General features: G+C 37.7%; 21 protein-coding genes, 1 other RNA gene and 1 other annotated feature. Of the genes, 17 read left to right on the forward strand and 5 right to left on the reverse strand.

Annotated features, from left to right (window positions below):
- The first annotated feature begins 4 nt into the window (after nt 1-4).
- Nucleotides 5-268, forward strand: coding sequence for a preprotein translocase subunit YajC (yajC, locus tag C8270_RS11880; protein ID WP_106497038.1), 264 nt, complete (start codon nt 5-7; stop codon nt 266-268).
- A 163-nt stretch (nt 269-431) separates the two neighbouring features.
- On the opposite strand, the gene C8270_RS11885 is transcribed toward yajC, so the two are convergent.
- Nucleotides 432-815, reverse strand: a complete 384-nt coding sequence (locus C8270_RS11885) for a TIGR04086 family membrane protein (RefSeq protein ID WP_106497039.1) — start codon at nt 813-815, stop codon at nt 432-434.
- Between the two features lie 173 nt (nt 816-988).
- Here C8270_RS11885 and C8270_RS11890 point away from each other — a divergent pair, with 173 nt between their 5' ends.
- A complete protein-coding gene (locus C8270_RS11890; protein ID WP_106497040.1) occupies nt 989-2,290 on the forward strand; it encodes an ArsB/NhaD family transporter in 1,302 nt (433 codons plus the stop codon).
- Between the two features lie 283 nt (nt 2,291-2,573).
- Here the strand turns inward: C8270_RS11890 and spoVB are convergent, their stop codons facing one another.
- On the reverse strand, nt 2,574-4,118 hold the full coding sequence (spoVB, locus tag C8270_RS11895) for a stage V sporulation protein B (RefSeq protein ID WP_106497041.1): 1,545 nt from the start codon (nt 4,116-4,118) through the stop codon (nt 2,574-2,576).
- A gap of 122 nt (nt 4,119-4,240) precedes the next feature.
- Between spoVB and C8270_RS11900 the strand changes: the two genes are divergently transcribed.
- From C8270_RS11900 to dtd, 7 genes are all read left to right on the forward strand, one after another.
- Nucleotides 4,241-4,543, forward strand: a complete 303-nt coding sequence (locus C8270_RS11900) for a post-transcriptional regulator (protein WP_106497042.1) — start codon at nt 4,241-4,243, stop codon at nt 4,541-4,543.
- 44 nt (nt 4,544-4,587) lie between these two features.
- Complete coding sequence (gene secDF, locus C8270_RS11905) at nt 4,588-6,855, forward strand: protein translocase subunit SecDF (RefSeq protein ID WP_106497043.1); 2,268 nt, start codon at nt 4,588-4,590, stop codon at nt 6,853-6,855.
- A gap of 86 nt (nt 6,856-6,941) precedes the next feature.
- The gene (locus C8270_RS11910) at nt 6,942-7,283 is read left to right on the forward strand and encodes a LapA family protein (RefSeq protein WP_106497044.1); all 342 of its coding nucleotides are present in this window, start codon (nt 6,942-6,944) and stop codon (nt 7,281-7,283) included.
- 61 nt (nt 7,284-7,344) lie between these two features.
- The gene (gene recJ, locus C8270_RS11915) at nt 7,345-9,669 is read left to right on the forward strand and encodes a single-stranded-DNA-specific exonuclease RecJ (protein WP_106497045.1); all 2,325 of its coding nucleotides are present in this window, start codon (nt 7,345-7,347) and stop codon (nt 9,667-9,669) included.
- Nucleotides 9,659-10,171 (forward strand): adenine phosphoribosyltransferase, encoded by a 513-nt coding sequence (locus tag C8270_RS11920; protein WP_106497046.1) that lies wholly within the window; start codon nt 9,659-9,661, stop codon nt 10,169-10,171. Before recJ ends, C8270_RS11920 begins: the two co-directional genes overlap by 11 nt.
- 422 nt (nt 10,172-10,593) lie before the next feature.
- Entirely contained in the window at nt 10,594-12,795 is a 2,202-nt protein-coding gene (locus C8270_RS11925; RefSeq protein WP_106497047.1) for a RelA/SpoT family protein, read from the forward strand.
- 68 nt (nt 12,796-12,863) lie between these two features.
- Nucleotides 12,864-13,310, forward strand: coding sequence for a D-aminoacyl-tRNA deacylase (gene dtd, locus C8270_RS11930; RefSeq protein WP_106497048.1), 447 nt, complete (start codon nt 12,864-12,866; stop codon nt 13,308-13,310).
- Nucleotides 13,311-13,582: 272 nt separating this feature from the next.
- On the opposite strand, the gene C8270_RS11935 is transcribed toward dtd, so the two are convergent.
- Nucleotides 13,583-14,416 (reverse strand): N-acetylmuramoyl-L-alanine amidase, encoded by an 834-nt coding sequence (locus tag C8270_RS11935; protein ID WP_106497049.1) that lies wholly within the window; start codon nt 14,414-14,416, stop codon nt 13,583-13,585.
- Nucleotides 14,417-14,509: 93 nt separating this feature from the next.
- Here C8270_RS11935 and C8270_RS20285 point away from each other — a divergent pair, with 93 nt between their 5' ends.
- The 4 genes from C8270_RS20285 (at nt 14,510) to ssrS (ending at nt 18,476) form a co-directional block, all read left to right on the forward strand.
- Nucleotides 14,510-14,683: a hypothetical protein gene (locus C8270_RS20285; RefSeq protein WP_199794675.1), complete on the forward strand. Its 174-nt coding sequence runs from the start codon at nt 14,510-14,512 to the stop codon at nt 14,681-14,683.
- A gap of 61 nt (nt 14,684-14,744) precedes the next feature.
- Nucleotides 14,745-15,022, forward strand: a binding site (T-box leader).
- 61 nt (nt 15,023-15,083) lie between these two features.
- Nucleotides 15,084-16,367 (forward strand): histidine--tRNA ligase, encoded by a 1,284-nt coding sequence (gene hisS, locus C8270_RS11940; RefSeq protein WP_106497050.1) that lies wholly within the window; start codon nt 15,084-15,086, stop codon nt 16,365-16,367.
- The gene (gene aspS / locus C8270_RS11945) at nt 16,367-18,154 is read left to right on the forward strand and encodes an aspartate--tRNA ligase (protein WP_106498528.1); all 1,788 of its coding nucleotides are present in this window, start codon (nt 16,367-16,369) and stop codon (nt 18,152-18,154) included. The genes hisS and aspS overlap by 1 nt, the downstream gene beginning before the upstream one ends.
- Nucleotides 18,155-18,285: 131 nt before the next feature.
- A non-coding RNA gene (gene ssrS, locus C8270_RS11950) (6S RNA) lies at nt 18,286-18,476 on the forward strand.
- A 317-nt stretch (nt 18,477-18,793) separates the two neighbouring features.
- Here the strand turns inward: ssrS and C8270_RS11955 are convergent.
- Complete coding sequence (locus tag C8270_RS11955; RefSeq protein WP_106497051.1) at nt 18,794-19,504, reverse strand: RsfA family transcriptional regulator; 711 nt, start codon at nt 19,502-19,504, stop codon at nt 18,794-18,796.
- Nucleotides 19,505-19,600: 96 nt separating this feature from the next.
- Nucleotides 19,601-20,884 (reverse strand): replication-associated recombination protein A, encoded by a 1,284-nt coding sequence (locus tag C8270_RS11960; RefSeq protein ID WP_106497052.1) that lies wholly within the window; start codon nt 20,882-20,884, stop codon nt 19,601-19,603.
- Between the two features lie 148 nt (nt 20,885-21,032).
- On the opposite strand from C8270_RS11960, the gene cymR reads away from it, so the two are divergent.
- The 4 genes from cymR (at nt 21,033) to C8270_RS11980 (ending at nt 24,517) form a co-directional block, all read left to right on the forward strand.
- Nucleotides 21,033-21,452 (forward strand): cysteine metabolism transcriptional regulator CymR, encoded by a 420-nt coding sequence (cymR, locus tag C8270_RS11965; RefSeq protein ID WP_106497053.1) that lies wholly within the window; start codon nt 21,033-21,035, stop codon nt 21,450-21,452.
- Nucleotides 21,453-21,475: 23 nt separating this feature from the next.
- Nucleotides 21,476-22,615, forward strand: coding sequence for a cysteine desulfurase family protein (locus C8270_RS11970; RefSeq protein ID WP_106497054.1), 1,140 nt, complete (start codon nt 21,476-21,478; stop codon nt 22,613-22,615).
- A gap of 10 nt (nt 22,616-22,625) precedes the next feature.
- Nucleotides 22,626-23,747, forward strand: a complete 1,122-nt coding sequence (gene mnmA, locus C8270_RS11975; RefSeq protein WP_325034757.1) for a tRNA 2-thiouridine(34) synthase MnmA — start codon at nt 22,626-22,628, stop codon at nt 23,745-23,747.
- Between the two features lie 101 nt (nt 23,748-23,848).
- Entirely contained in the window at nt 23,849-24,517 is a 669-nt protein-coding gene (locus C8270_RS11980; RefSeq protein ID WP_106497056.1) for a tetratricopeptide repeat protein, read from the forward strand.
- Nucleotides 24,518-24,524 lie beyond the last annotated feature (7 nt).

A 24,524-nucleotide genomic window follows, 5' to 3' on the forward strand; every position in this document is an offset into this window, starting at 1 on the left:
CATAATGGACATGCTTATTCAATTATCACCAATCATTTTAATGTTTGTTATTTTCTATTTCTTGCTCATTCGTCCACAACAAAAACGACAAAAGCAAGTTAGACAAATGCAATCGGATTTGAAAAAAGGGGATAACGTTGTGACAATTGGTGGGTTTCATGGATCGATTCACCAAATTGATGAAAACATTATCGTTGTGGAATCAGGCGATGGTACAAAGCTAACTTTTGACCGTTCAGCGATTCGTGAAGTGAAAACAACTAGCTAAATCATATGTATAGATAGTGTCGGAGGATAAGCAATAGACTGATTGCTTTAAAGAAGTAGTATTCTGTCTGTTGCTTAAGCCACTTGTGGTAGATTGACAATTTTACTTATACATAGAAAAATGATAAAAGCGCAAGCGTGATTCGCCTGCGCTTTTTTTCGTTTCATGATTTTTTATCAGCGACAAAAATATTTACACCAATTACTCCTCCGACAAGCGCTGCTGCTACAAAGCCTGCGTGATGTAGGGACTGTTCTAATGAAAATGTCTGCTGGTAGCCTAAATATTGCACCAAAAATGTAAAAAGTGTAAATCCTAAGCCAGTTATAGCACCGATAACCCAGCCTTTTTTCTTTCCTTTAACTCCAGCAACGATCCCACCAATAAATAAAGCGATTAATCCAACTGCAAGTGACACCCACGACAATGTTGTTTCGTCCATACTAGTGAACCGAAGCAACAATCCTAACACAAAACTAGTTAAAAGGATTAGACCGAGTATTACGATCCAGCCATACATTAAAGCGATAAATTGCTGTTTTTTCATGACATTCTCTCCTCCCCCTGATTGTCCATTCATTGTCATTTTATTCACGTAATAAAAAAATAGACGGAAAATATTTTCCTTTCCCCTGCATATATTCTTAGGAGAGGATATTAAAAAGTCACTTTTATCATACATTCTAGTAGGATGAATGCTGGTTTGGGGGATGGTGTGATATGGATGTTGTACTTGCTTCTATAATCTTTATTGTTAGTTATGCCTTCATTATGACGGAGAAAATCAATCGAGCTGTTGTAGCTTTATTTGGTGGTGTATTGCTGTTAGTATGTGGGATATATTCGGCTGATGATGTATTTATGAATTATATTGATTGGAATACAATCGCTTTATTGTTTTCAATGATGGTACTTATTTCGATAACAGAGAAAACTGGATTATTTTCATTCATTGCAATTCGTTTTGCTCAACGGATACGAGGAAAACCTATTCCATTGTTAGTTGGGGCGAGTATTTTAACGGCGATTGGCTCGGCTTTATTGGATAATGTTACAACGGTGTTAATTTTCGTGCCGATTATTTTAAAAATAACAAAATTATTAAACCTTCCATCATTCCCGTATTTACTAGCAATCATTTTTAGTTCAAATATAGGTGGGGCTGCAACCCTTATCGGTGATCCACCAAATATTATGATCGGTCAAGCTGTTGATCACTTAACCTTTTTATCCTTTATAACTCATTTGGCGCCACTAGCATTGATTGTGTTTTCGGTTATGTTAGCATCCATTGTTTTATTATTCCGTAGAACTTTAACAGTGGGTAATATAAATGAGTCAAAACTTGAAAACATTGATGCCGCTGCTCAGTTAATCAAAACGCCCATGTTATATAAGTCTATTATAGTACTAGGGCTGACGATAATAGGTTTTTTAATGCAATCGCTGCTACACATCGAATTAACAGCGATTGCGTTATCTGGGGCGCTTTTGTTATTACTCTTAACAGAGAAGGAAATAGCTACCGAACATATATTTGAAAAAGTTGAATGGGTTACACTGTTTTTTTTCATTGGACTTTTCGCCCTTGTTGGCGGATTGCAGGAAGTTGGAATAATTGATGAACTAGCAAGGGCTATTATTTTGACGACGGATGGAGATTTTTCAAAAACAGCTATTTTCGTTTTGTGGGCTGCCGGATTGTTTTCTGGTATTGTTGATAATATTCCATTTGTTGCTGCAATGATTCCGGTTGTTCAGGAGTTTGAAAGTTATGGTCTCGTTTATTTGGATCCAATATGGTGGTCACTTGCTTTAGGAGCTTGTTTAGGCGGGAATGCTACATTAGTTGGCGCATCTGCAAATGTTGTAGTAGCAGGTCTTGCGGAAGGGGAAAATGAAAAAGTCCCATTTATACGTTTTATGCTTTATGGCATTCCTTTTGTGTTATTCTCACTGATAATTTCATCCGTTTACATTTATGTACGCTATCTAATTCCATATACAGGACAAGCTTTTTGAAAAGGGCTGTTGCTTTTTACACAATAGATAGAAACTGCGAAGTAACTGCTGGGCTCTTTTCTATAAGTACGTGCATTTCCCGCCGCCCGCGGAAAGCGAAGTGTATTTCCGGAGCGACAATTTTGAACGCTATTACTGCGCAGTTTCTATCAACTACGAAATTAAAAAAGAAACATTACGAGAGAAGCTTTAGAAAATAGACTAGCTTTTGATGTTCATTTCATTCTTCTGTTTAACAAAATAACCTGCCACATTGGTTTGAATCAATGTGGCAGGTTATTTTTTAAATCCATTTTTGCAGTATCGGAATTTGCTTTAGTTCTGCTTTTGTGATGAATCTTAATAAAAATAGTAGTATGATGTAAATACCAGATAAGATTACTAGGATAGATAGGAAGACAAAAATATTTGTATCCATTAAACCATAAATGTTCTTTAAGAAGTTGCCAACTAACCAAGTAATAATTAATAAAAGGATCATTTTAGTAATGTCTTTTAATGGAATCGAGTAACGTATTTCTTTGTGCAGTGCCGCAAGATGCAGCAATGTAACCAATACAACACTTGCTGACATTGCTATAGCTGCACCCATGATACCGAATTTCGGATTGGATGCCAATAAAATAAGTACGGTAAATTTACAAATTGCTCCAATCAGGCTATTCCACATAGCAGGTTTTGCTAAATCCAATGCTTGTAATGCAGATTGCAGTGGAGCCTGAATGTAAAGCAACAGGAAAAAAGGGGCCATAAGCACTAGAAATTTGCTTGCATTTCCTGTCCCATACATATATGTTAAAATTGGAACGGAAAAAAGTGTCAAGACAATCGTTGCAATCGCTCCCGAAGCGAATGAGATACGAATGGATTGATGGATCCGATAGTGAATTAACTGGTTATGTTTATTTGCTTCTGCTTCAGATATGGATGGAACTAAAGCAATTGATAGGGATTGTGTAATAAAAGTTGGTAAAAATAAGAGTGGTAGAGCGAATCCCGTTAGTTCTCCATATTGCTTTGTTGCTAAACTGCTAGAAATACCAGCGGCAGCTAGGCTCTGAGCAACTAATATTGGTTCCAAAAAGTTAGAAAATGAACTTATTAATCGACTGCCTGTACTTGGTAGGGCAATAGAAAATAATTCTTTTAGTGTGTCTTTACTTGACTTTAAATAGTTGAAAAATCGATAGCGGATCGTTATATTCTTTTTATGTTTAAAAATTTGAATCATCACGAGTAAGGAGATAAATTCGCCTAGAATCACGCTAAACATTGCGCCTGCAGCAGCATACTCAACGCCAAACGGTAGTAGTAGCTTGATGAATAGAGCAACGCTAGTGATCCGCACTACTTGCTCAATTACGAGGGTATAACTTTGTGGCTTCATATTTTGTTTACCCTGAAAATACCCTCTCAGAATAGATGAAATTGCAGTAATTGGAATAATTGGACTTATGGCGATTAATGGATATAATGTACGCTCATCCGTTAATGATGCAATAAATGGTGCTGCTATAATCATTCCAATCGTGAAAAAAACACTGGAAATTGCGGTAACAATTAACGAGACAACAAGAATCTTTTTAACTTTTACCCGATCATTTCTCGCTTCCGCTTCTGCAACTCGTTTGGATATGGCCACTGGCAAACCTAGTTGTGTTAATGTCATAATGAGAAATAGTGTTGGCAGTGCCATCATGTAAAGACCAACACCTTCTTCTCCCATAAAACGAGCAAGTACCATTCGGTTAATAAAACCTAAAAAGCGGGAGATCATGCCTGCAGCAATTAATATCAGTGTACCTTGTAGAAATGTTTGTTTGGTCATTTCGTACGACCTGCCTTCTCAAAAAATAAAATTTCGTATACAATGATATATATGCAATTCAGTTGGCCAAGCATGACAAGAAACAGAATTTAAACTTCTGCGTGCTAACAGGGGGGAAGAACTTGGAGATTGTGCGGAATGTTGATGATTGGAAATCGCTTTTGAAACCAGCTTTGGATAGTAAAACAAGTGAATTGAAACTATTGGGATATTCACAGGTAACAAATGACGACATTTGGAATTGTTTAGTGCAAAAAGTTTGGAAAGGTAATCCGTCAAAACGTTTATATGAAGTAACGCAGGATATTTTTCATCTTGCATCAAATGTATATATGAGTTATTTAACGGTGAGTGCCTACCAAGATGATGATTTAATGGCGTCTATTGCTGCGTTAACTGGGGATCAGCAGCCAATAGATGAGTAACAAATTACATATTGTTTAAGCGTAAAAAGGGAGGCATTTGGTAGATGAAAAACAGAGGCAAAATCGTTGCCTTTTTCTTGATTGTATTATTGTTCGCAGGAACGATTGGGACAACGATAACCGGAATTACAAAAGACATAAATTTAGGATTGGATCTTCAAGGTGGGTTTGAAGTTTTATATGATGTTGACCCCGTTAACGAAGATCAAGAGGTCAATCGCGAATTACTTGAGGCAACTGTACGTACGTTAAGTGAGCGTGTCAATCGACTTGGTATTAGTGAAGCCAACATTGACATTGAAGACCCAAATCGAATTCGTGTACAGCTGGCTGGCGTTAAAAATCAAAATGAAGCGAGAGAAATGTTGTCCACATCTGCTCGCCTTTCATTTCGCGACGTGAATGATAATGAATTACTCAATGGATCAGATGTTAAGGAAGGAAGTGCAAAGCAAGATTTCCATCCCGACACAAAACAACCTATTGTCACGTTATCATTAAAAGATGCGTCCAAATTTGGAAAAGTAACAAGTGAAATTAAACAAATGCAAGACCCTGAAACCCCATATCAAGATAATTTGCTTGTTATTTGGATGGATTATCAAAAAGGGGATTCATTTGCTGAAGAGACGAAAAAAGAAGAACCAAAATATATTTCTTCACCTGCTGTATCAAAGACACTGAATACGTCGGATGTTATGATAGAAGGTAATTTTACAGTTGAGTCGGCACAACGATTGGCGGACATCATAAATTCTGGTTCCCTTCCAGTTAATCTAACGGAAAAATACTCGACGTCTGTTGGGGCTCAGTTTGGGGAACAAGCATTGGATAAGACGGTATTTGCTGGAATAATCGGTGTAAGCATTATCTTTTTATTTATTATTGCTGTTTACCGCTTCCCAGGATTTATTGCTGCTGTCAATTTAAGTGTTTATATTTATCTAATACTACTGTTCTTTGAATTAATGAATGGTGTGCTTACGTTACCAGGAATTGCCGCTCTGATACTAGGTGTTGGTATGGCTGTTGATGCGAACGTGATTACATTTGAACGAATTAAAGAAGAATTACGGGAAGGTAAATCGCTCCAGGCAGCATTTAAGGCAGGTACAAGCAATTCATTACGAGCGATTGTCGATGCAAATATCACGACAATATTAGCTGCTGCTGTATTATTTATTTTCGGTACAAGCTCCATTAAAGGGTTTGCAACCATGTTGATCCTTAGCATCGTGGTCAGCTTTTTAACAGCGGTTTATGGATCAAGATTATTATTACAATTATGGATAAAAACCAAATTCCTGAAAAACAGACCAGGCTGGTTTGGTGTTAAGAAACGAGACATTAAGGATATTAAGGATTCAACAGAAGTAGAACCTAAAGTGTTTAATCGTGAAGTGAATATTGTTAAGCATCGCAACAAATTCTTTATCGCTTCTGCAATAATGGTTATTTTGGGGATTGCTTCATTGTTGATTTTCCAATTAAACCCGGGGATCGATTTTACCAGTGGATCACGTGTTCAAATCATGGCAGATCATAGCTTGAAAACAGAAGAAATAGAAAATGATCTGGAAGAGTTAGATTTAAAGGAGGAAGTTGTTCTTTCTGGTGATAACCAAAATGTTGCCGTTGTGCGTTACGATACGGTAATAAATAAGGATAAAATTGCTGAACTTAAATCGTATTTCAACGATAAATATGGTATTGAGCCAAGTGTAAGTGTTGTATCACCAATTGTCGGGCAGGAATTGGTTAAAAATGCGTTGTATGCACTCGGAATCGCCGCCATCGGGATGATTATTTATGTAGCATTTCGATTCGAACTATTCTTTGCGGTTACAGCAATTATTGCGTTAATCCATGATGCATTTTTCGTTTTGGCCATTTTTAGCTTTACCAGAATCGAGTTTGATGTGACAATCGTTGCCGCGGTACTCACAATTATCGGTTATTCGATAAATGATACGATTGTAACCTTTGACCGAATTAGGGAAAACTTACAGAAGAAAAAACGAGTCAAGTCCTTTAAAGAACTTGCAAAAGTTGTGAACAAGAGCTTGGTACAAACATTAACACGTAGTATTAATACAACAGTAACAACACTTATTGCTGTTTTGGCCTTCTTGTTCTTAGGTGCCGAATCAATCACTGGTTTCGCTATTGCCTTAACAGTAGGGCTTATAGCGGGAACATATTCATCATTATTCCTTGCTTCCCAGTTATGGCTAGTTTGGCGCGGGAAAATGATTAAGAAAAAACCGGTTGTATTTGCTAAGAAAAAACGAACAGAAGGACCGCAAGTTTAAAAAAGAAAACCCTTGTTACAAGTTTGTAGCAAGGGTTTGTTTTTTTAAAATCGGGGTAATTTAAATATAAGGAAGGGAGGCAGTCCATGCGAGGGCAAACATATGTAATTCTTGCTATCATTTTTGTTATCGTTGTAGCTGTGTTCGCAGTGACCAACGTTGATGTAGTTGAAGTAAATTATTTATTCTGGTCAGGTGAGGCACCACTTATTTTAGTTATTTTATTTTCTGTACTAATGGGAGGAATCATAACAGCAGCTGTTGGTGTAGTAAGAATGTTCCGACTGCAACGTGAAATCCGTACACTAAAGGATAGTAATAAAGAAATGCATGATCTGTTAGTTAAAAACGGATTAGCAGACAAATTGAAAAAGCAAACACAAGAAAAAACAAAATCGACTAAAAACGATGAAGAAAGTCAAACATAATAAATTCTAATTGCTACCCTTGACTCAATGTGTGTATAATAGATTGGTCAGGGGTGAACTTATGTTACAAAGTAAAGCGACATGGAAATTTACAACAATACAAGATGAGACAGTGCGATGGATGGATGATACGATAACGATGTCCCCTGTGATGCAAGAGCTTTTATTACAACGAGGAATAACGACAGCAAAGACTGCAGCAGAATTTCTATCGCCCGATCTGACAAATTTACAAAATCCGAGTAAACTCGCATCAATTGATATAGCATCTGCTCGTGTACATAAAGCAATTGAGCAAAATGAAAAGGTCCTTGTTTATGGGGATTATGACGCTGATGGGGTAAGCTCAACTACAGTTTTATTGACAGCTTTGCAAGAGTTAGGAGCTGACTGTGATTATTATATTCCCAATCGGTTTACAGAAGGATATGGACCGAATGAAGCGGCATTTAGACAAGCATATGTAGATGGGTATCGATTAATTATTACCGTTGATAATGGTATTGCAGCTGTTCAAGAAGCTGAGGTCGCTAAAGAACTTGGCCTTGATTTGATTATTACCGATCACCATGAGCCGCAAGAACGATTACCTGACGCATTGGCGATTATTCATCCCAAATGCTCACCAGACTATTTGTTTCAGGAACTTGCCGGAGTTGGGGTGGCGTTTAAGTTTGCTGAACATTTACTAGGTTATTTTCCTGAGAAGTTATTAGATTTAGTGGTGATCGGTACCATTGCAGACCTGGTCCCACTTGTTAGTGAGAATCGAATCCTAGCTTATTTTGGTTTGCAGAAACTGACAACCACTAATAGACATGGGTTGAAAGCATTAAAAAACATCTGCAAAATCGATGGAAATGTTACCGAGGAAGATATTGGATTTCTAATCGGTCCACGGCTGAATGCTGTTGGACGATTGCAAGATGCTGATTTAGCTGTGCAATTATTGTTGACAGATGACCAAGAGGAAGCGGAACAGTTAGCACAAATGGTACAGCAATTGAACGAGGAGCGTAAACAGATTGTCGCTAATATTGTCAAAGAAGCGGAAAAAATGGTTCAACCTGAAAATAGGGTAATCATTGTTGCAAAAGAAGGTTGGAACGAAGGAGTCCTTGGCATTGTTGCCTCAAGGCTAGTTCGAAAATATGATCGGCCGGCAATCGTATTAGCCATTAATTCAGATGAAACACAGGTGAAAGGGTCAGCACGTAGTATCCCTAAATTCGATTTGTTTAAAAACTGTATGCAGGTTAGAAATCTATTTACCCATTTTGGCGGACATGCTCAGGCTGCTGGGATGACGTTACCAATCGATAATGTACCATTGCTACAGGATGAACTAAACAAATTAATCAAGCAACAACTGACTGATGAAGATTTTAAACAAGAAATTGAAGTTAGTAAAACACTCGGCGTCCCTGAAGTTAACGAAGCTTTGATTGATGAAATTAGTCAATTAGCACCGTTTGGGATGGCAAATCCAAAACCAATTTTTCATATTAAACAAATTCCAACAGACATACGGCAACTTGGAAATAATAAGAAGCATCTTAAAATGCAATTCAAACAGGAAACCGCACAACTGGATGGTATTGGATTTGGGTTAGGTGATTTATATAACCATATTTCAAAGCAGACGCACGTATCACTTGTTGGTGAAATTGGGATTAATGAGTGGAATGGAATTCGAAAGCCACAGATTGTCATCCAGGATCTGCGAATTGAAGAATGGCAGTTATTTGATCATCGAGGGAAAAAACAGGTAGATATAGTACCTTTTATAACAAATTCCAATGCAGACTTAGTCGTTTGCAGCCAGGGTTCAGATCGCTCTCCACTGCAGGTATCCGCTATTGATTATGAGACAGATCTAACTGCTTTTGACAAAGTGGAATCATTGTTTTTATTTGATTTACCACCTGAACTTGATCATTTACAAACGATTATTAAAAAGACAAACCCATCATGTATACATGTATGTTTCTATGTAGAGGATAGCACGTATATGCAAGTTTTTCCGTCAAGAAATGATTTCAAATGGCTCTATGCACAAATTCGCACGCGAAAGGTAATTGATTTGAAACAAGAAATCAATATGTTGATGAGTGCAAGAGGATGGACAAAAGATCGAATACTCTTTATGTCTAACGTGTTTTTTGAATTAGGATTTGTTAAAATAGAGAACGGTGTTATGCAATTAAATCCCAATCTTGACAAACATGATTTACAAGATTCTGAGTTGTATCAGCAACGATTGAGACAAGCTGACATCGAAAAAGTACTTTACTATTCTAATTATAAAGAACTAAAAGAGTGGTTTTCATCATGTAAAGAAGATGTGGAAGCACCCAAGGAGGAAGAGGTTATCTATGGACTATAAAAACTATATTAAAATAGTTGAGGATTGGCCAAAAGAAGGAATTCAATTTAAAGATATTACTCCATTAATGGACAATGGGAAGGCATTTAAATCGGCAGTGGATGAAATAGTGGAGTTTGCGAAAGAAAAAGATATTGATATTATTGTTGGACCAGAAGCAAGAGGCTTTATTATTGGCTGTCCGGTATCCTATGCACTTGAGATTGGGTTTGCACCTGTACGAAAGGAAGGTAAATTACCACGGGAAGTAATAAAAGTTGATTATGGTTTAGAATACGGTAAAAATATCCTAACACTTCATAAAGATGCAATCAAACCGGGACAACGTGTATTAATTACCGATGATTTACTTGCTACTGGCGGTACAATAGAGGCAACAATTAAATTAGTAGAAGAGCTTGGTGGCGTCGTTGTGGGTTGCGCATTTTTAATTGAACTATCTTATTTAAATGGCCGCGATAAACTTGACGGTTATGATGTATTAACGTTAATGCAATACTAAGATAAAGCAATCCGAAAAGAAATAAATAACAGGAATGTAGGTCTGACGAGGTTTATTTTTCGTCAGACCTATTGTTACACTTTAAGAGAAAATGCTCACACATCACCCCAAGATGCGCGAATTGTACTCAGGCCCGGGGGGAATAGCAACAATTTATACGAAAAGGGCCTTAAGGGGAATAAAGTATCAAAAATCGGTTACACAAAGGTTGTTAAAATGGGATGTATTTATATATAATAGAGAAATAATCTTCAATTTATAGAGGTTGGTTCAGGAACCATAAATTTAGGCTAACTTTTTGAGCATGACTCATATTAATTATAAATTTTTTCTTTACATTTATACAAAAATTTTCAATACTAGACAAAAGTATTAAAATAGACTTATTATAGAATTCTAAAGCAACGAATAAAGGTGATTACATGGCAAAGGAAGCTATTATGACAATTGAAAATGTGATAGACAAGGCTAGCCTTTATCTTTCAAAAGAAGATACTGCTTTTGTTCGTCGCGCATATGAATTTGCAAATGGGGCTCATCATGATCAATTTCGAAAATCCGGTGAGCCATATATTATCCATCCGATTCAAGTTGCGGGTATTTTGGTAGAACTTGAGATGGATCCAGAGACGATCGCTGGTGGCTTTTTGCATGATGTTGTGGAAGATACGAACATTACGCTTGAACAAATCGAGACAGAATTTAACCATGAAGTTGCTATGCTTGTTGATGGTGTAACGAAATTAGGTAAAATTAAATACAAATCAAAAGAAGCTATCCAAGCAGAAAACCACCGGAAAATGTTTGTAGCAATGGCAAAAGATATTCGGGTTATTTTAATTAAACTCGCTGATCGTTTACATAATATGCGAACATTAAAGCATTTAAAACCTGAAAAGCAACGACGAATTTCCAATGAAACACTGGAAATTTTTGCTCCGCTAGCACACCGCCTTGGTATTTCAACAATTAAATGGGAATTAGAGGATACAGCATTACGCTATTTAAATCCGCAACAATATTACCGTATTGTTCAGCTTATGAAGCAAAAACGGGAACAGCGTGAGACCTATATTAAAGATGTAATGGACGAGGTTAATGAACAGCTCAAAGATGTTAATATTAAAGCGGATATCTCCGGAAGACCAAAACATTTGTACAGTATATATAGGAAAATGGTTAAACAGAATAAACAATTTAATGAAATATACGATTTATTAGCAGTAAGAATTATTGTTAATAGTATCAAGGACTGTTATGCGGTTTTGGGGATCATTCATACATGCTGGAAACCAATGCCAGGTAGATTTAAAGATTACATCGCCATGCCTAAACCTAATCTTTATCAATCTTTGCATACGACTGTTATTGGACCCAAAGGAGATCCACTTGAAGTCCAAATTCGTACAAAAGAAATGCACGAAATTGCTGAATATGGAATTGCTGCACACTGGGCGTACAAAGAAGGACGCCAATTAAATAAGGATAAAAAGTCGTTTGAAGAGAAATTGACCTGGTTTAGAGAAATACTTGAGTGGCAGAATGAAACGCATGATGCGGAAGAATTCATGGAGTCGTTGAAGGTCGATTTATTTTCCGACATGGTTTATGTTTTTACTCCTAAAGGTGATGTGATTGAGCTGCCATCTGGATCTGTTCCACTGGATTTTGCTTATAAAATTCACACTGAGATTGGCAACCAGACAATTGGTGCGAAAATTAATGGCAAAATGGAGCCGCTCGATTATAAACTTAAGAATGGCGATATTATTGAAATGATGACGTCAAAACATTCGTATGGTCCATCACAGGATTGGCTGAAAATCACCCAAACATCACAGGCTAAAAACAAAATAAAACAATTTTTTAAGAAACAGCGTCGTGAGGAAAACATTGTTAAAGGGAAAGAATCAGTCGATAAGGAAATACGAGCACTGGCACTTGAACCAAAGGAAGTGTTGACACAAGAAAATCTGCAGCGTGTTTTTGATAAATTCAATTTCACGAATGAGGATGACATGTATGCAGCTGTTGGCTATCAAGGAATAACTGCTGCATTAATCGCCACTCGACTTACCGATAAAATAAGACAGACGAAACAAAAGGAACAGGAACTTTCGCAAACGCTTGAGGAAGTAAAAACGGAAGTGAAGGAAAAAAAGTCACATAAACGCGATTCAGGTGTAAAAGTGGAAGGTGTTGACAACTTATTAGTTCGATTATCCAAATGTTGTAATCCTGTACCTGGCGATGCTATTGTTGGCTATATTACAAAAGGCCGTGGTGTCTCGGTTCATCGTGCTGACTGCCCAAATGTGCAAACAGAAGAAGCGCAGCAACGGTATTTACATGTCCAATGGGAAAGTAATCAAACTGAGAAAAAACAATATCATGTTGATTTAGAAATCTCGGGTTATGACCGCAGAGGTTTATTAAACGAGGTATTACAGGCCGTTAATGAAACGAAAACGAATATTACCCAAGTAAACGGCCGGTCAGATCGAAATAAAATGGCAATCATTAATATTACAATACTTATTCATAATACAAGCCATTTACGAAAAATTGTCGAACGAATTAAGCAAATCAAAGATGTCTATACGGTGACACGAACATTGCAATAAAGGGAAATGCATGTAATGGGGATGGGGATTTTCCTTCTCCCATTTGTGCGTCGCGAAGGAGAGATATCATGAAAGCTGTTATACAGCGTGCACGTGATGCTAGTGTATCAGTGAGCGGAGAAACAATCGGTGCCATTGACCAAGGTTTGGTTGTATTGCTTGGGGTTACCCATGATGATACAGAAGAGGATGCGGCATACTTGGTAAATAAAATTGTTCATATGCGAATCTTTGAAGATGAAAATGACAAAATGAACTTATCATTAAAAGATGTTGCTGGTAGGCTGCTGTCGATATCGCAATTTACATTGTATGGTGATACAAGAAAAGGAAGGCGGCCGAACTTTCTTCAAGCTGCAAAGCCAGACGATGCAAACAAATTGTATCAGTATTTTAATAAATTAGTAACAGAGCAAGGTGTTACGGTTGCAACAGGTGAATTTGGTGCAATGATGGATGTACAATTTACTAATGTAGGCCCCGTCACATTGGTTGTAGACAGCAAAGATAAATAATAGAACCCTATAGGAGAAAAAGTTCGGTATTTTGGAGAAAACCGTAAATAACAATTAGAGTGCTAAATTACAATAGTTTTAGCACTCTATTATTTTATATGGTATATAAGCGCCTTAGTGTTTTTTATAGGCTATTTTCGTAATGTTTGTTGCTTTTTAATTCTTAATTGATATAAACTGTGCACTAATTACCGCTACGGAAATACACTTCGCTTTCCCCACGTTATCCGAACTTAGTTACAAAGGTCAAACTTGTTTGCGTGGTTAGCATCCTACTCGTAAAAATATTTCGTAAGCCCACTGATGATTCCGTTTACCAACTGTTTCTGATAGGCATCTGATAATAATAATTGTTCTTTTTTTTCGTTGGAGATAAATCCTAGTTCAATTAACACTGCTGGTTTGAAATTTTGTCGTAACACTTGGTAATCACCAAAATCTGTGCTCCTGTCATTAGCATTTGTTCCTTTTATCAATTCAGTCTGTATATTGTTTGCTAATGATTGATTATAATCTTGATAATAATATGTCCCAATTCCAGTTGCCTCTGGTATCTGAGGGACACTATTATAATGAATGCTGACAAATGCATCTGCGTCAGTCACATTAGTAAGACTTGTTCGGCTGGCTAATGAGATATATTGATCTTTTTGTCTTGTTAATACAACGTTTGCCCCAAGCGTTGTGAGCCCTTGTTGTAAGGTTAATGCTGTTTTATACGTAAGGTTTTTCTCAAATATTCCTGATGCTCCGATTGCACCAACGTCATTACCGCCGTGACCAGCATCAATTACAATTGTTTTGTTGTTAATCTCTTTACTAGTTGCAGTCTCCTGCTTGTCAACTAGCTGTTTGTATACAAATCCAGTAATTTTTTCGTTGGAAATTTTATACCATTCTATCGTTTCCGCAAGAACGTCAAATGTGGTACCTTTTTTGGCGAAATCGATTATTTCATCGTCAATTGATGGACCACTACGGATTTGTGTATTTTCATATGGAATGGTGACGGTCTTTGGGTTAATTATGTCCCTGTTTGCGTAAACACTTGATGAAAGCGTGAGAAACATACTGACAATAAATATAGCTGTTGGCAAAATACGCAAAACATCCCCCCTAATTATCGACTATCATTTTGTCTTATTTTAATAAAAATCCTCTATTTAGGCAAAGATAAGCTTATGGGAGGAAATGATCGTATGCGATATACTGAAAAACAATGGAATTCTACGCAAAATAAAGACGTGTTTGGTGTGAATTTACATCGGTTTATGGAACTTGAGAATCATGCGAACCATATGGAAATAGCACAAGAATTAGGCATTTCTTTAGGTGAAGTGAAAATGTTAAAGAAAAAAATCAATCGTACTTGACATTCTTTTTTAGACAGATTATGATTATAGTCATTCAATAAACGAGTAAATGATTATACACAAGAAACCATTGAGGGAAAAAGTATTTAGGATTCTGATGAAAAGAGAGAAGATGTCATCGGCTGAGAACATTTTCACATTATGACCTATTGAAAGACATTCCTTAGGATCGATGCTGAACAGGGATTAGAAGCTTGAATGGCTATTTGCCGGATTTTCCAAATTGCTTCTATCATTAAATAAGTAGGTATTGACGTTTTGCAGGCGTTAACTGTGTAAAGCGGATGCAGCTATTTGCATCAACTAGGGTGGCAACGCGGGTTAACTCTCGTCCCTTTTTTATAAAGGGATGAGAGTTTTTTTATATGCTAAAAACATTTAACAATTTGGGGGTTTTACGATGAATATCAAGGCACCACGTGGAACAGTTGATATTTTACCGAAGGATTCATGGAAATGGCAATATGTCGAAAACATGCTAAAAGAGATTTGCGGTCGCTTTCATTATCAAGAAATTCGCACACCATTGTTCGAACATACAGAGTTATTCGAACGGGGTGTAGGTGATTCAACGGATATTGTTCAAAAGGAAATGTATACGTTTCTTGACCGTGGAGGTAGAAGTATAACACTTCGTCCAGAAGGTACAGCTTCCGTGGTTCGTGCGTTTGTGCAAAATAAATTGTATGGTTCACCGGTACAACCAGTCAAACTGTATTATTTTGGTCAGATGTTTCGTTATGAACGGCCACAACATGGTCGCATGCGTCAGTTAAATCAATTTGGTGTAGAGGTGCTGGGGAGTGCGGATCCTGCGGTTGATGCTGAAGCAATTGGTCTTGCTATGACATGTTACCAGGAGCTTGGCCTAAAGTCACTAAAGCTTGTGATCAATAGTCTAGGAGATAATGAAAGCAGGCAAAACTATCGTCAGGCTTTGGTTGAGCACTTTTCACCGCATAAAGAGGAATTATGTACCGATTGTCAAGCGCGGCTTACACAAAACCCATTGCGAATTTTAGATTGTAAGAAAGATCGTGAACACCCAGCAATGCAAACAGCACCATCCATTTTAGATTATTTAAATGATGAATCTAGAACGTATTTCAATCAAGTTCAAGAATATCTGACGATGATGGAAATTCCGTTTACCGTTGATAAAAATCTGGTTCGTGGTTTAGATTATTATAATCACACAGCATTTGAAATTATGAGTGATGCAGAAGGATTTGGTGCGATTACGACACTTGCTGGCGGTGGTCGATATAATGGTCTTGCAGAAGAATTAGGTGGACCGAATACTCCGGGAATCGGTTTTGCTCTTGGGATTGAACGATTAATGTTGGCGCTGGATGTGGAAAATATTACAATCCCTGTTGATGACAAGCTGGATTGCTATTTCGTTGCTGTTGGTGAAGAAGCAGAAAAACAAGCTGTTCGTCTTGTCCATGAATTGAGAAAACAGGGGGTACAGGTTGATAAGGATTATCAGGGTCGGAAAATGAAGGCACAATTTAAATCTGCTGACCGGTTACAAGCTAAATTTGTTTTGATTTTGGGTGAAGAAGAACTAGCAAACCAGGTTATTAATATAAAATCGATGGAGACCGGTGAACAAAGAGAAGTCCCAATTACTGAAGTAACCGAACAAGTGAAAGATTTGCTGCAAGGAGGAAAAGAATGATGAACAAACGAATACTAGCAGGCACAATAACAACAAACCAGATTGATCAGGATGTTTTGCTTAAGGGATGGGTACAAAAACGCCGTGATTTGGGTGGATTAATTTTCATTGATTTGCGTGATAAATCAGGGATTGTCCAGGTCGTATTTAATCCAACTATTTCAGAAGCAGCCTTGGCAATCGCTGAAAATGTGCGAAGTGAATACGTGGTAGAAATAAAGGGTAAAGTGGTTCACCGTGAAGCTTCTACCATAAATGATGCAATGGCAACAGGCAGTATTGAAGTGTTAGCGGAAGAATTAACTATTTTAAACAAGTCGAAAAATCCACCATTCATGATTCAGGATGAAACAGATGTTAGTGAGGATTTGCGATTAAAATACCGTTACATTGATTTGCGTAGAGCTACTTTACAAGATACATTTAAACTTCGTCATAAAACAACACAGGCTGTTCGTAACTTTTTGAATCAGGATGGGTTTTTGGAAATGGAAACACCTATCTTGACCAAAAGTACGCCAGAGGGTGCGCGAGATTACCTTGTTCCAAGTCGAGTGCATGCGGGTGAATTTTACGCATTGCCACAATCACCGCAATTATTTAAACAATTAATTATGATGTCAGGCTTTGAGAAATACTATCAGATTGCCCGTTGTTTTCGAGATGAAGATTTGCGAGCGGACAGACAACCGGAATTTACCCAGATTGATATTGAAACATCATTTATGACTAGTGATGAAATCATGGAAATGACCGAAAATATGATGAAGAAGGTCATGAAAGAGGTAAAAGATATCGATATTACGTTGCCACTACCAAGGTTGCGCTATGATGAAGCAATGAAGCGATATGGATCAGATAAACCAGATACAAGATTTGCGATGGAACTTATTCATGTAGCAGATATTGTAAAGGATTCTTCTTTTAAAGTATTCCAAGGAGCAATCGAAGCTGGTGGTAATGTTGGATTATTAAATGTTAAAAATCAGGCGGCTAACTTTTCCAGAAAAGATATTGATAAGCTAACAGATTTTGTGAAGGTTTATGGAGCCAAAGGGTTAGCATGGTTAAAACTAGAAGGTAGCGAATTAAAAGGACCAATTGCTAAATTTTTATCGGATGATGAAAAAGACGGTTTGATTACTCGTGCAGAGGCAACAGATGGCGATCTATTGTTATTTTGTGCAGATAAGACTACAGTTGTCTATGACAGCCTAGGAGCATTGAGATTAAAGCTAGGGAAAGAATTGCAACTTATCGATGAAAGTAAGTTTAATTTCCTTTGGGTTACGGATTGGCCATTATTGGAGTATGACGAGGATGCAGAAAGATATTTTGCTGCGCATCATCCATTTACGATGCCAGTTGAAGCAGACATGGCTAAATTAACGACTGATCCCGGAAGCGTTCGTGCAGTAGCTTATGACCTTGTCTTGAATGGCTATGAACTTGGTGGCGGTTCACTACGTAATTACAAACGAGAACAGCAGGATAAAATGTTTGAAGTATTAGGATTTACAAAAGAAGCTGCAGAAGAACAATTCGGCTTTCTGCTTGACGCATTAGAATACGGGGCACCACCACATGGCGGGATCGCACTTGGTTTAGATCGAATCATCATGTTGTTAGCAGGCAGAACGAATTTGCGTGATACGATTCTATTTCCTAAAACTGCTTCTGCATCAGATTTGCTTACCGATGCACCAAGTGAAGTTAGCTCTGGCCAATTGGACGAGCTATCTATTCAACTACAGGAAAAAAATGATAAAAATAACGAAATGTCGTAAAGATGTTAAAATTGTAATCCGTTTTTCATAATGTTCAATATTGAAAAAATTTATGGTGTATGCTATGATTAGTTTACAGATAAAGAACACGTACTTTTTTCCACATGAATAAATTAGTTTGTGATTTGCTATCAATCCTGATGTGTGCGTTTATATATTCGTTTTGACCGAACATTTTTATAAACGGGAGCTTTTTAGCGTTTCTTTGCTGCGTGCATGCCTCTACTTACTTAACCCGAGGACGTACAACGTATAGAACAGGGCACCCACCTGCTTGGAGCGGGATCAAAACCAGGAATTAAACGGCACAATTGGGATTGCATTTTTGCAAAGATCATGTAGGTTAACAATAAAAAACTCTTCCGTAATGGAAGAGTTTTTTTTATTAAAGAAAGTATAAAATTTTGAGGCGCTGTTATGTTTACAGCAAAAGTTTTTCGGTGGGACGAGTAATCGCAGTCCCAGATTAAGCCATGTCCAGCTCCAGCGCCCAGCAACTAGCAGATCTTTTGGTGGGACGAACGGAGTGCAGTCCCAGAATGCTCTAGTTTGTACGTTGCTACGACGCTCAGGACGTGCTAGTACAAGCGTTGCGACAGGACGTCGCGCTCTTAGCCTGTAAGGGCGCTTACGCTTTTCTTATTGACCAGAGCTTTGAGCGATTTGTTGTAGGTTTCCATTTTTGTCCATGCGAAACGCTGGTGGTTTCATTGTCCCTTGATCTTCAAAGACCGTCATTTTTCGGGCGCGGTCCATGATCTGCATGAATACTTGATAATCTTCTTGAATGGTGGTTAATTGTTCTTCGGTTTGAGCTAATTTTTTTTCTAATTCACTTACATGATCTCGAAGCAACGTATTTTCTTTTTGTGTTTCTTCTAGATTTCGTTTTGATTGATTAGAAGCATAATAGTCTTTTTTAACTTCCTTGAGAAATCGTATGACCATATCCATTGTGAGTGTCGGTTCTTCCATTGTTGCTTCAATAGGTTTGTTTTCTATCGGATTGTTGTCTACGATATTTTGTAGTAATTCTCCATCGCTTTGTGCGATTACCTCATTGTGTTGGGATAAAGAAACGACAGGCTCCTTTTGTTTCTCCGTATTTGCGGCAATGGCCCGTTTCTTTTCTTTTCGTTGTCTTTTTGCCAGATCAATAGCATGATCGTATTTTTGTCTTACTTCTGCGTTCCAACGAAATCCGCATGCCGCCGATGTACGATTTAATTTGTCACCAACTTCTTCGAATGCGTTTAATTGGGTACTTCCTTCTCTAATATGGCGTAAAACCGTTTCTGCCAATAACAAGTCATCTTCATGTGACCAAGCGTCTTGTCTAACTTTAACCAATTCGTTCATCTCCTTTTTCGAATAACCATCATCATAATTCCGTAGATTTATTTATCTAGTATCTATTGTGACCGCTCGAAAAAGGAATTATACCAACTAGTTTACATTGTTGTTGTCGTTTTGGATTTTTTCATATACTTGTTTTAATGCATGTTCGAACTTTCCTGAATCCTTTGGCTGATAATAGTGACGGTTTTTAATCGCATCAGGTAAATACTGTTGGCTAATCCAGCCGCTTTCATAGTTATGTGGATATTTATAATCAACACCTCGACCAAGATTTTTTGCACCTTGATAGTGGGAGTCTTTCAAATGTTTTGGTATATCACCAGTTTTGCCGTTACGAATATCAGCCAATGCTGCATCTAATGCTTTATAAGCGGTATTGGATTTTGGTGATAAACATAACTCAACAATCGCAACCGAAAGTGGAATGCGGGCTTCAGGAAAGCCTAAACGCTCAGCAGCCTGAACTGCATAAACAGCGCGTGGTCCAGCTTGGGGGTTCGCGAGCCCGATGTCTTCATAAGCACAAACAATCATTCTTCGTGCGATACTATCTAAATCTCCTGCCTCAATCAATCTACCTAAATAGTGAAGGGCGGCATTGACATCACTGCCTCTTATCGATTTTTGGAAAGCTGAAAGGACGTCATAATGTGCGTCACCATCTTTGTCATGAGAGAAACTTTTCTTTTGCATACACTCTTCTGCAACTTCCAGTGTAATAGATATTTGCTGGCTTTCATTTTTAGGTGTTGAAGAAACTGCTAATTCCAGCCCGTTAAGCGCAGATCTCATGTCACCATTTGCTGCAAAAGCGAAGTGATCAAGTGCATCATCGGTAATAACAATATCACGTTCGCCAAGACCATTCACTTGATCAGTAATAGCACGTTTTAACGCCATTTTAATGTCTGTAGCCGTTAAGCCATGCAATTCAAATAAATGACATCTTGAGCGGATCGCTGGATTAATAGAGTGATATGGGTTACTTGTTGTACAACCAATTAATGTAAGCAAATTACTTTCCACATAAGGCAATAAGAAGTCTTGTTTGGCTTTATCCAGTCTGTGTACTTCATCAAGGACTAAGACAACTTGGCCAGTCATTTTTGCTTCTTCCACAACGATTTCCATATCTTTCTTTTTATCAACTACTGCATTAAGCATCTTAACAGGTATGCCGAGTGTTTTAGCTAATGCTACAGCCATCGATGTTTTTCCAGTACCTGGAGGGCCAAACAAAATCATGGAGGCTAGTTGCTCCGCTTCAACCATACGTTTTACGATTTTACCCTCACCAACAAGGTGGGCTTGTCCAATTATTTCATCTATATGGGTTGGACGCATCCGATAGGCAAGTGGTTTCTGTTTCATTTTAATCTTCCTTTGTATATAATAATGGTTTGTATAATTAAGCCTAATTGTAGTCTTGTAAAAATGCAAGGAACAGCCTATTCATGCTATAATTATATGTATTAAGATAAGATAACTGGCTTGAAAGCAATCAATTGAGGTGTCATAAATGAAAATATCAACGAAAGGGCGATATGGTCTGACGATCATGATCGAGCTTGCAAGAAAATTTGGTGATGGACCAATTTCTCTAAAACAAATTGCCCGTGACAAAAAATTATCGGAACATTATTTAGAACAATTAGCATCCCCGTTGCGTAATGCTGGATTAGTTAAAAGTGTTCGTGGCGCATATGGTGGCTATATTTTGGCGAAGGAGCCGGATGAAATTACAGCAGGCGATATTATCCGTGTTTTGGAAGGACCAATTACGCTTGTTGAAGGTATTGAAGAAGAAGAACCTGCTAAACAGGCATTGTGGTTGCGAGTTAGGGATGCGGTGAAGGATGTATTAGATACAACCACATTATCCGACTTAAAAAACCATGAAAATGATCAACAACAAGAACCTTATATGTTTTATATATAATATATAGGAAGGAAAGGTAAAAAATGGAACATATTTATTTGGATCATGCTGCAACAACACCAGTTGATAAACGCGTCATGGAAGCCATGTATCCAATATATGAAGAAGTGTTTGGCAATCCGTCCAGTATTCATTCATTTGGACGCAAGGCGAGACGTTACTTGGATGAGGCCAGGGAGGATATGGCTCGTAGTATTGGCGCCAACGAAAAAGAGATCATTTTTACAAGTGGCGGAACAGAGGCAGACAATTTGGCGATAATTGGTACTGCAATGGCTAACAAGGATAAGGGTAACCATATTATTACAACTGTTCAGGAACACCATGCAACATTGCGTACTGCAGAATATATGGAGAAAAACGGATTTCGTATTACGTATTTGCCAGTATATCAAGATGGGAAAATTGCAATAGATGATTTAAGAGAGGCATTGACAGACGATACCATCCTTGTCACCATTATGACTGTTAACAATGAAACAGGGGTTAAACAACCAATTCAGGAAATCGGACAGTTACTGCATGACCATCAGGCTTGTTTTCACACGGATGCGGTGCAAGCATATGGATTAATGGAATTAAATGTAAAAAAATTAGGGGTTGATCTGCTTTCCGTGTCCTCCCATAAAATTAACGGACCAAAAGGAATTGGATTTTTATATGTAGATAATGGTGTGAAACTACATGCATTGCAATTTGGCGGTGAGCAGGAAAGAAAACGTCGTGCAGGAACAGAGAATGTTGTAAGTGCTGTAGGTTTTCAAAAAGCAGTAGAACTAGCAACTGAAACTAGAGCCCATCGTGTTAAGCAGTACACGGATTTTAAACAGCTTTTTCTCGGAGTGTTAGATGAGGAACAAATTACCTATCAACTAAATGGTGATCCTAAGTCTCAGGTAGCATCTATTTTAAATATTAGTTTTCCAGGAACAAATGTAGAAGCATTATTAACAAATTTTGATTTAGCAGGGATTGCCGCTTCCAGTGGAAGTGCATGTACCGCTGGATCTGTAGAACCTTCCCATGTTTTAGCTGCGATGTACGGAAGTGAAGACGACCGAACTACGAACTCGATTCGATTTAGTTTTGGGTCCTTTAATACAACGGAAAATGTTAAAGAAGCAGCAAAACGTGTGACAGCAATTGTGAAACGACTAACTTGAAAATAAGGTGGTGAACAACATGAAAAATAAAAAAGATACTAGGGTAGTTGTTGGAATGAGTGGTGGTGTTGATTCGTCTGTAGCTGCCTTACTGTTAAAGGAACAAGGTTATGATGTTGTTGGTATTTTTATGAAAAATTGGGATGACACGGATGAAAATGGTGTATGCACAGCAACCGAAGATTTTGACGATGTTGTCCGTGTTTGTAATCAGATTGGGATACCATATTATGCGGTTAATTTCGAAAAACAATATTGGGATAAGGTTTTCACTTATTTCCTTGATGAATATAAAGCGGGAAGAACACCAAATCCAGATGTCATGTGTAATAAAGAAATTAAATTTAAAGCATTTTTGGAACACGCAATGTCACTTGGGGCTGATTATTTGGCGACAGGGCATTATGCACAAGTCTGTTATCGGGACGGGCATTATGAAATGCTGCGCGGTGTAGATGACAACAAAGATCAAACTTATTTCTTGAATCAATTAACGGAAGATGTATTAGCAAAAGTAATGTTCCCATTGGGCCACTTGCCTAAACCAGAGGTGCGTAAAATTGCGAAAGAGCATGACCTTGCGACAGCAACGAAAAAAGACAGCACTGGTATATGTTTTATCGGTGAACGCAATTTCAAAGATTTTTTGAGCGAGTATTTACCTGCTCAACCTGGTACAATGAGTACATTAACAGGAGAAGTGAAAGGTTCACATGATGGGCTCATGTATTATACAATTGGTCAACGACAAGGACTAGGAATTGGCGGTGCTGGTGATCCGTGGTTTGTTGTTGGAAAAGATGTAAAAGACAATGTATTATATGTTGAACAAGGCTTTGCTAATGATTCATTGTACTCAGATGGATTAATTGCCTCTAATGTTAATTGGATTAGCCAAGTTGATTTAAGCAACCCATTAACATGTACAGCGAAATTTCGCTACCGTCAAAAAGATAGTAGTGTCATGGTTAGTCAGCTTGAAAATGGCAAGGTCCGTGTTGTATTTGACGAGAACGAGCGTGCCATAACACCTGGCCAATCCGTTGTGTTTTACGATGGAGATGTTTGCCTTGGCGGAGGAACAATTGATGAAATAATCAAAGACGACCAATACCTTGATTATGTTGGATAAAAAAGTAGGATCACACTCTCAAGTTGCTTGAGAGTCAAGGTCCTTATTTTTGTACGTATAGAACCAATATAATGGGAAGTTAATGAAAAAGGATGTTTAAAATGAATGAAAATCAACAAGCAATAGCGTATATGAAAGAAGGAAAGTATGAAGAAGCTGCAGAATTGTTTAACGAATTAATTGAAGCGAATCCAGATGATCCGTTGGGCTATATTAATTTTGGGAATCTATTAGTCCATATAAACGAACTAGCACGTGCAAAGGCATTTTTTGAAAAAGCCATCACCTTGGACGAATCAGCAGCTACAGCTTATTATGGTTTAGGAAATGTATATTTTGAGCAATCTATTTATGAAAAAGCGCAAGAAAACTTCCAAAGAGCGATTGAATTGGGCTTAGAAGAAGCGGATGTCTTCTATATGTTAGGCTTGACGTTACAACAACAAGAGCAATTTAAACTCGCTTTGCCATACCTCATGCGAGCAACGGAACTGGATCAAGAGGATGCTGAATTATTATTCCAATATGGTTTATCATTGGCACAGACCGATCAAATTTCGGATGCTGAAGTTGTTTTTGAAAATGTATTGAAACGTAACGCTGAACATAGTGATGCACACTATAATTTAGGTGTAATTGCTTTGTACCATGACAAAACTGAAGAAGCATTAAAACATTTTGATCAAGCATTGAATATTCAAGCCGATCACGTTTTGGCTGCTAATGGTAAGAAAATGGTGGAAGAACTGTTAAATCATAACGATGCGTAAGATGGTG

This window comes from Lentibacillus sp. Marseille-P4043, from assembly GCF_900258515.1.
Classification (GTDB): domain Bacteria; phylum Bacillota; class Bacilli; order Bacillales; family Amphibacillaceae; genus Lentibacillus_C.

Bases quoted from the DNA above. Each gene is read 5' to 3' on its own strand.
- aspS (WP_106498528.1), top strand. From the start codon at position 16,367: ATGAACAAACGAATACTAGCAGGCACAATAACAACAAACCAGATTGAT.
- C8270_RS20285 (WP_199794675.1), top strand. From the start codon at position 14,510: ATGCGATATACTGAAAAACAATGGAATTCTACGCAAAATAAAGACGTG.
- C8270_RS11960 (WP_106497052.1), bottom strand. From the start codon at position 20,884: ATGAAACAGAAACCACTTGCCTATCGGATGCGTCCAACCCATATAGAT.
- recJ (WP_106497045.1), top strand. From the start codon at position 7,345: ATGTTACAAAGTAAAGCGACATGGAAATTTACAACAATACAAGATGAG.
- C8270_RS11910 (WP_106497044.1), top strand. From the start codon at position 6,942: ATGCGAGGGCAAACATATGTAATTCTTGCTATCATTTTTGTTATCGTT.
- spoVB (WP_106497041.1), bottom strand. From the start codon at position 4,118: ATGACCAAACAAACATTTCTACAAGGTACACTGATATTAATTGCTGCA.
- C8270_RS11980 (WP_106497056.1), top strand. From the start codon at position 23,849: ATGAATGAAAATCAACAAGCAATAGCGTATATGAAAGAAGGAAAGTAT.
- C8270_RS11885 (WP_106497039.1), bottom strand. From the start codon at position 815: ATGAAAAAACAGCAATTTATCGCTTTAATGTATGGCTGGATCGTAATA.
- C8270_RS11925 (WP_106497047.1), top strand. From the start codon at position 10,594: ATGGCAAAGGAAGCTATTATGACAATTGAAAATGTGATAGACAAGGCT.
- C8270_RS11920 (WP_106497046.1), top strand. From the start codon at position 9,659: ATGGACTATAAAAACTATATTAAAATAGTTGAGGATTGGCCAAAAGAA.
- dtd (WP_106497048.1), top strand. From the start codon at position 12,864: ATGAAAGCTGTTATACAGCGTGCACGTGATGCTAGTGTATCAGTGAGC.
- C8270_RS11970 (WP_106497054.1), top strand. From the start codon at position 21,476: ATGGAACATATTTATTTGGATCATGCTGCAACAACACCAGTTGATAAA.
- secDF (WP_106497043.1), top strand. From the start codon at position 4,588: ATGAAAAACAGAGGCAAAATCGTTGCCTTTTTCTTGATTGTATTATTG.
- hisS (WP_106497050.1), top strand. From the start codon at position 15,084: ATGAATATCAAGGCACCACGTGGAACAGTTGATATTTTACCGAAGGAT.
- C8270_RS11890 (WP_106497040.1), top strand. From the start codon at position 989: ATGGATGTTGTACTTGCTTCTATAATCTTTATTGTTAGTTATGCCTTC.
- yajC (WP_106497038.1), top strand. From the start codon at position 5: ATGGACATGCTTATTCAATTATCACCAATCATTTTAATGTTTGTTATT.
- cymR (WP_106497053.1), top strand. From the start codon at position 21,033: ATGAAAATATCAACGAAAGGGCGATATGGTCTGACGATCATGATCGAG.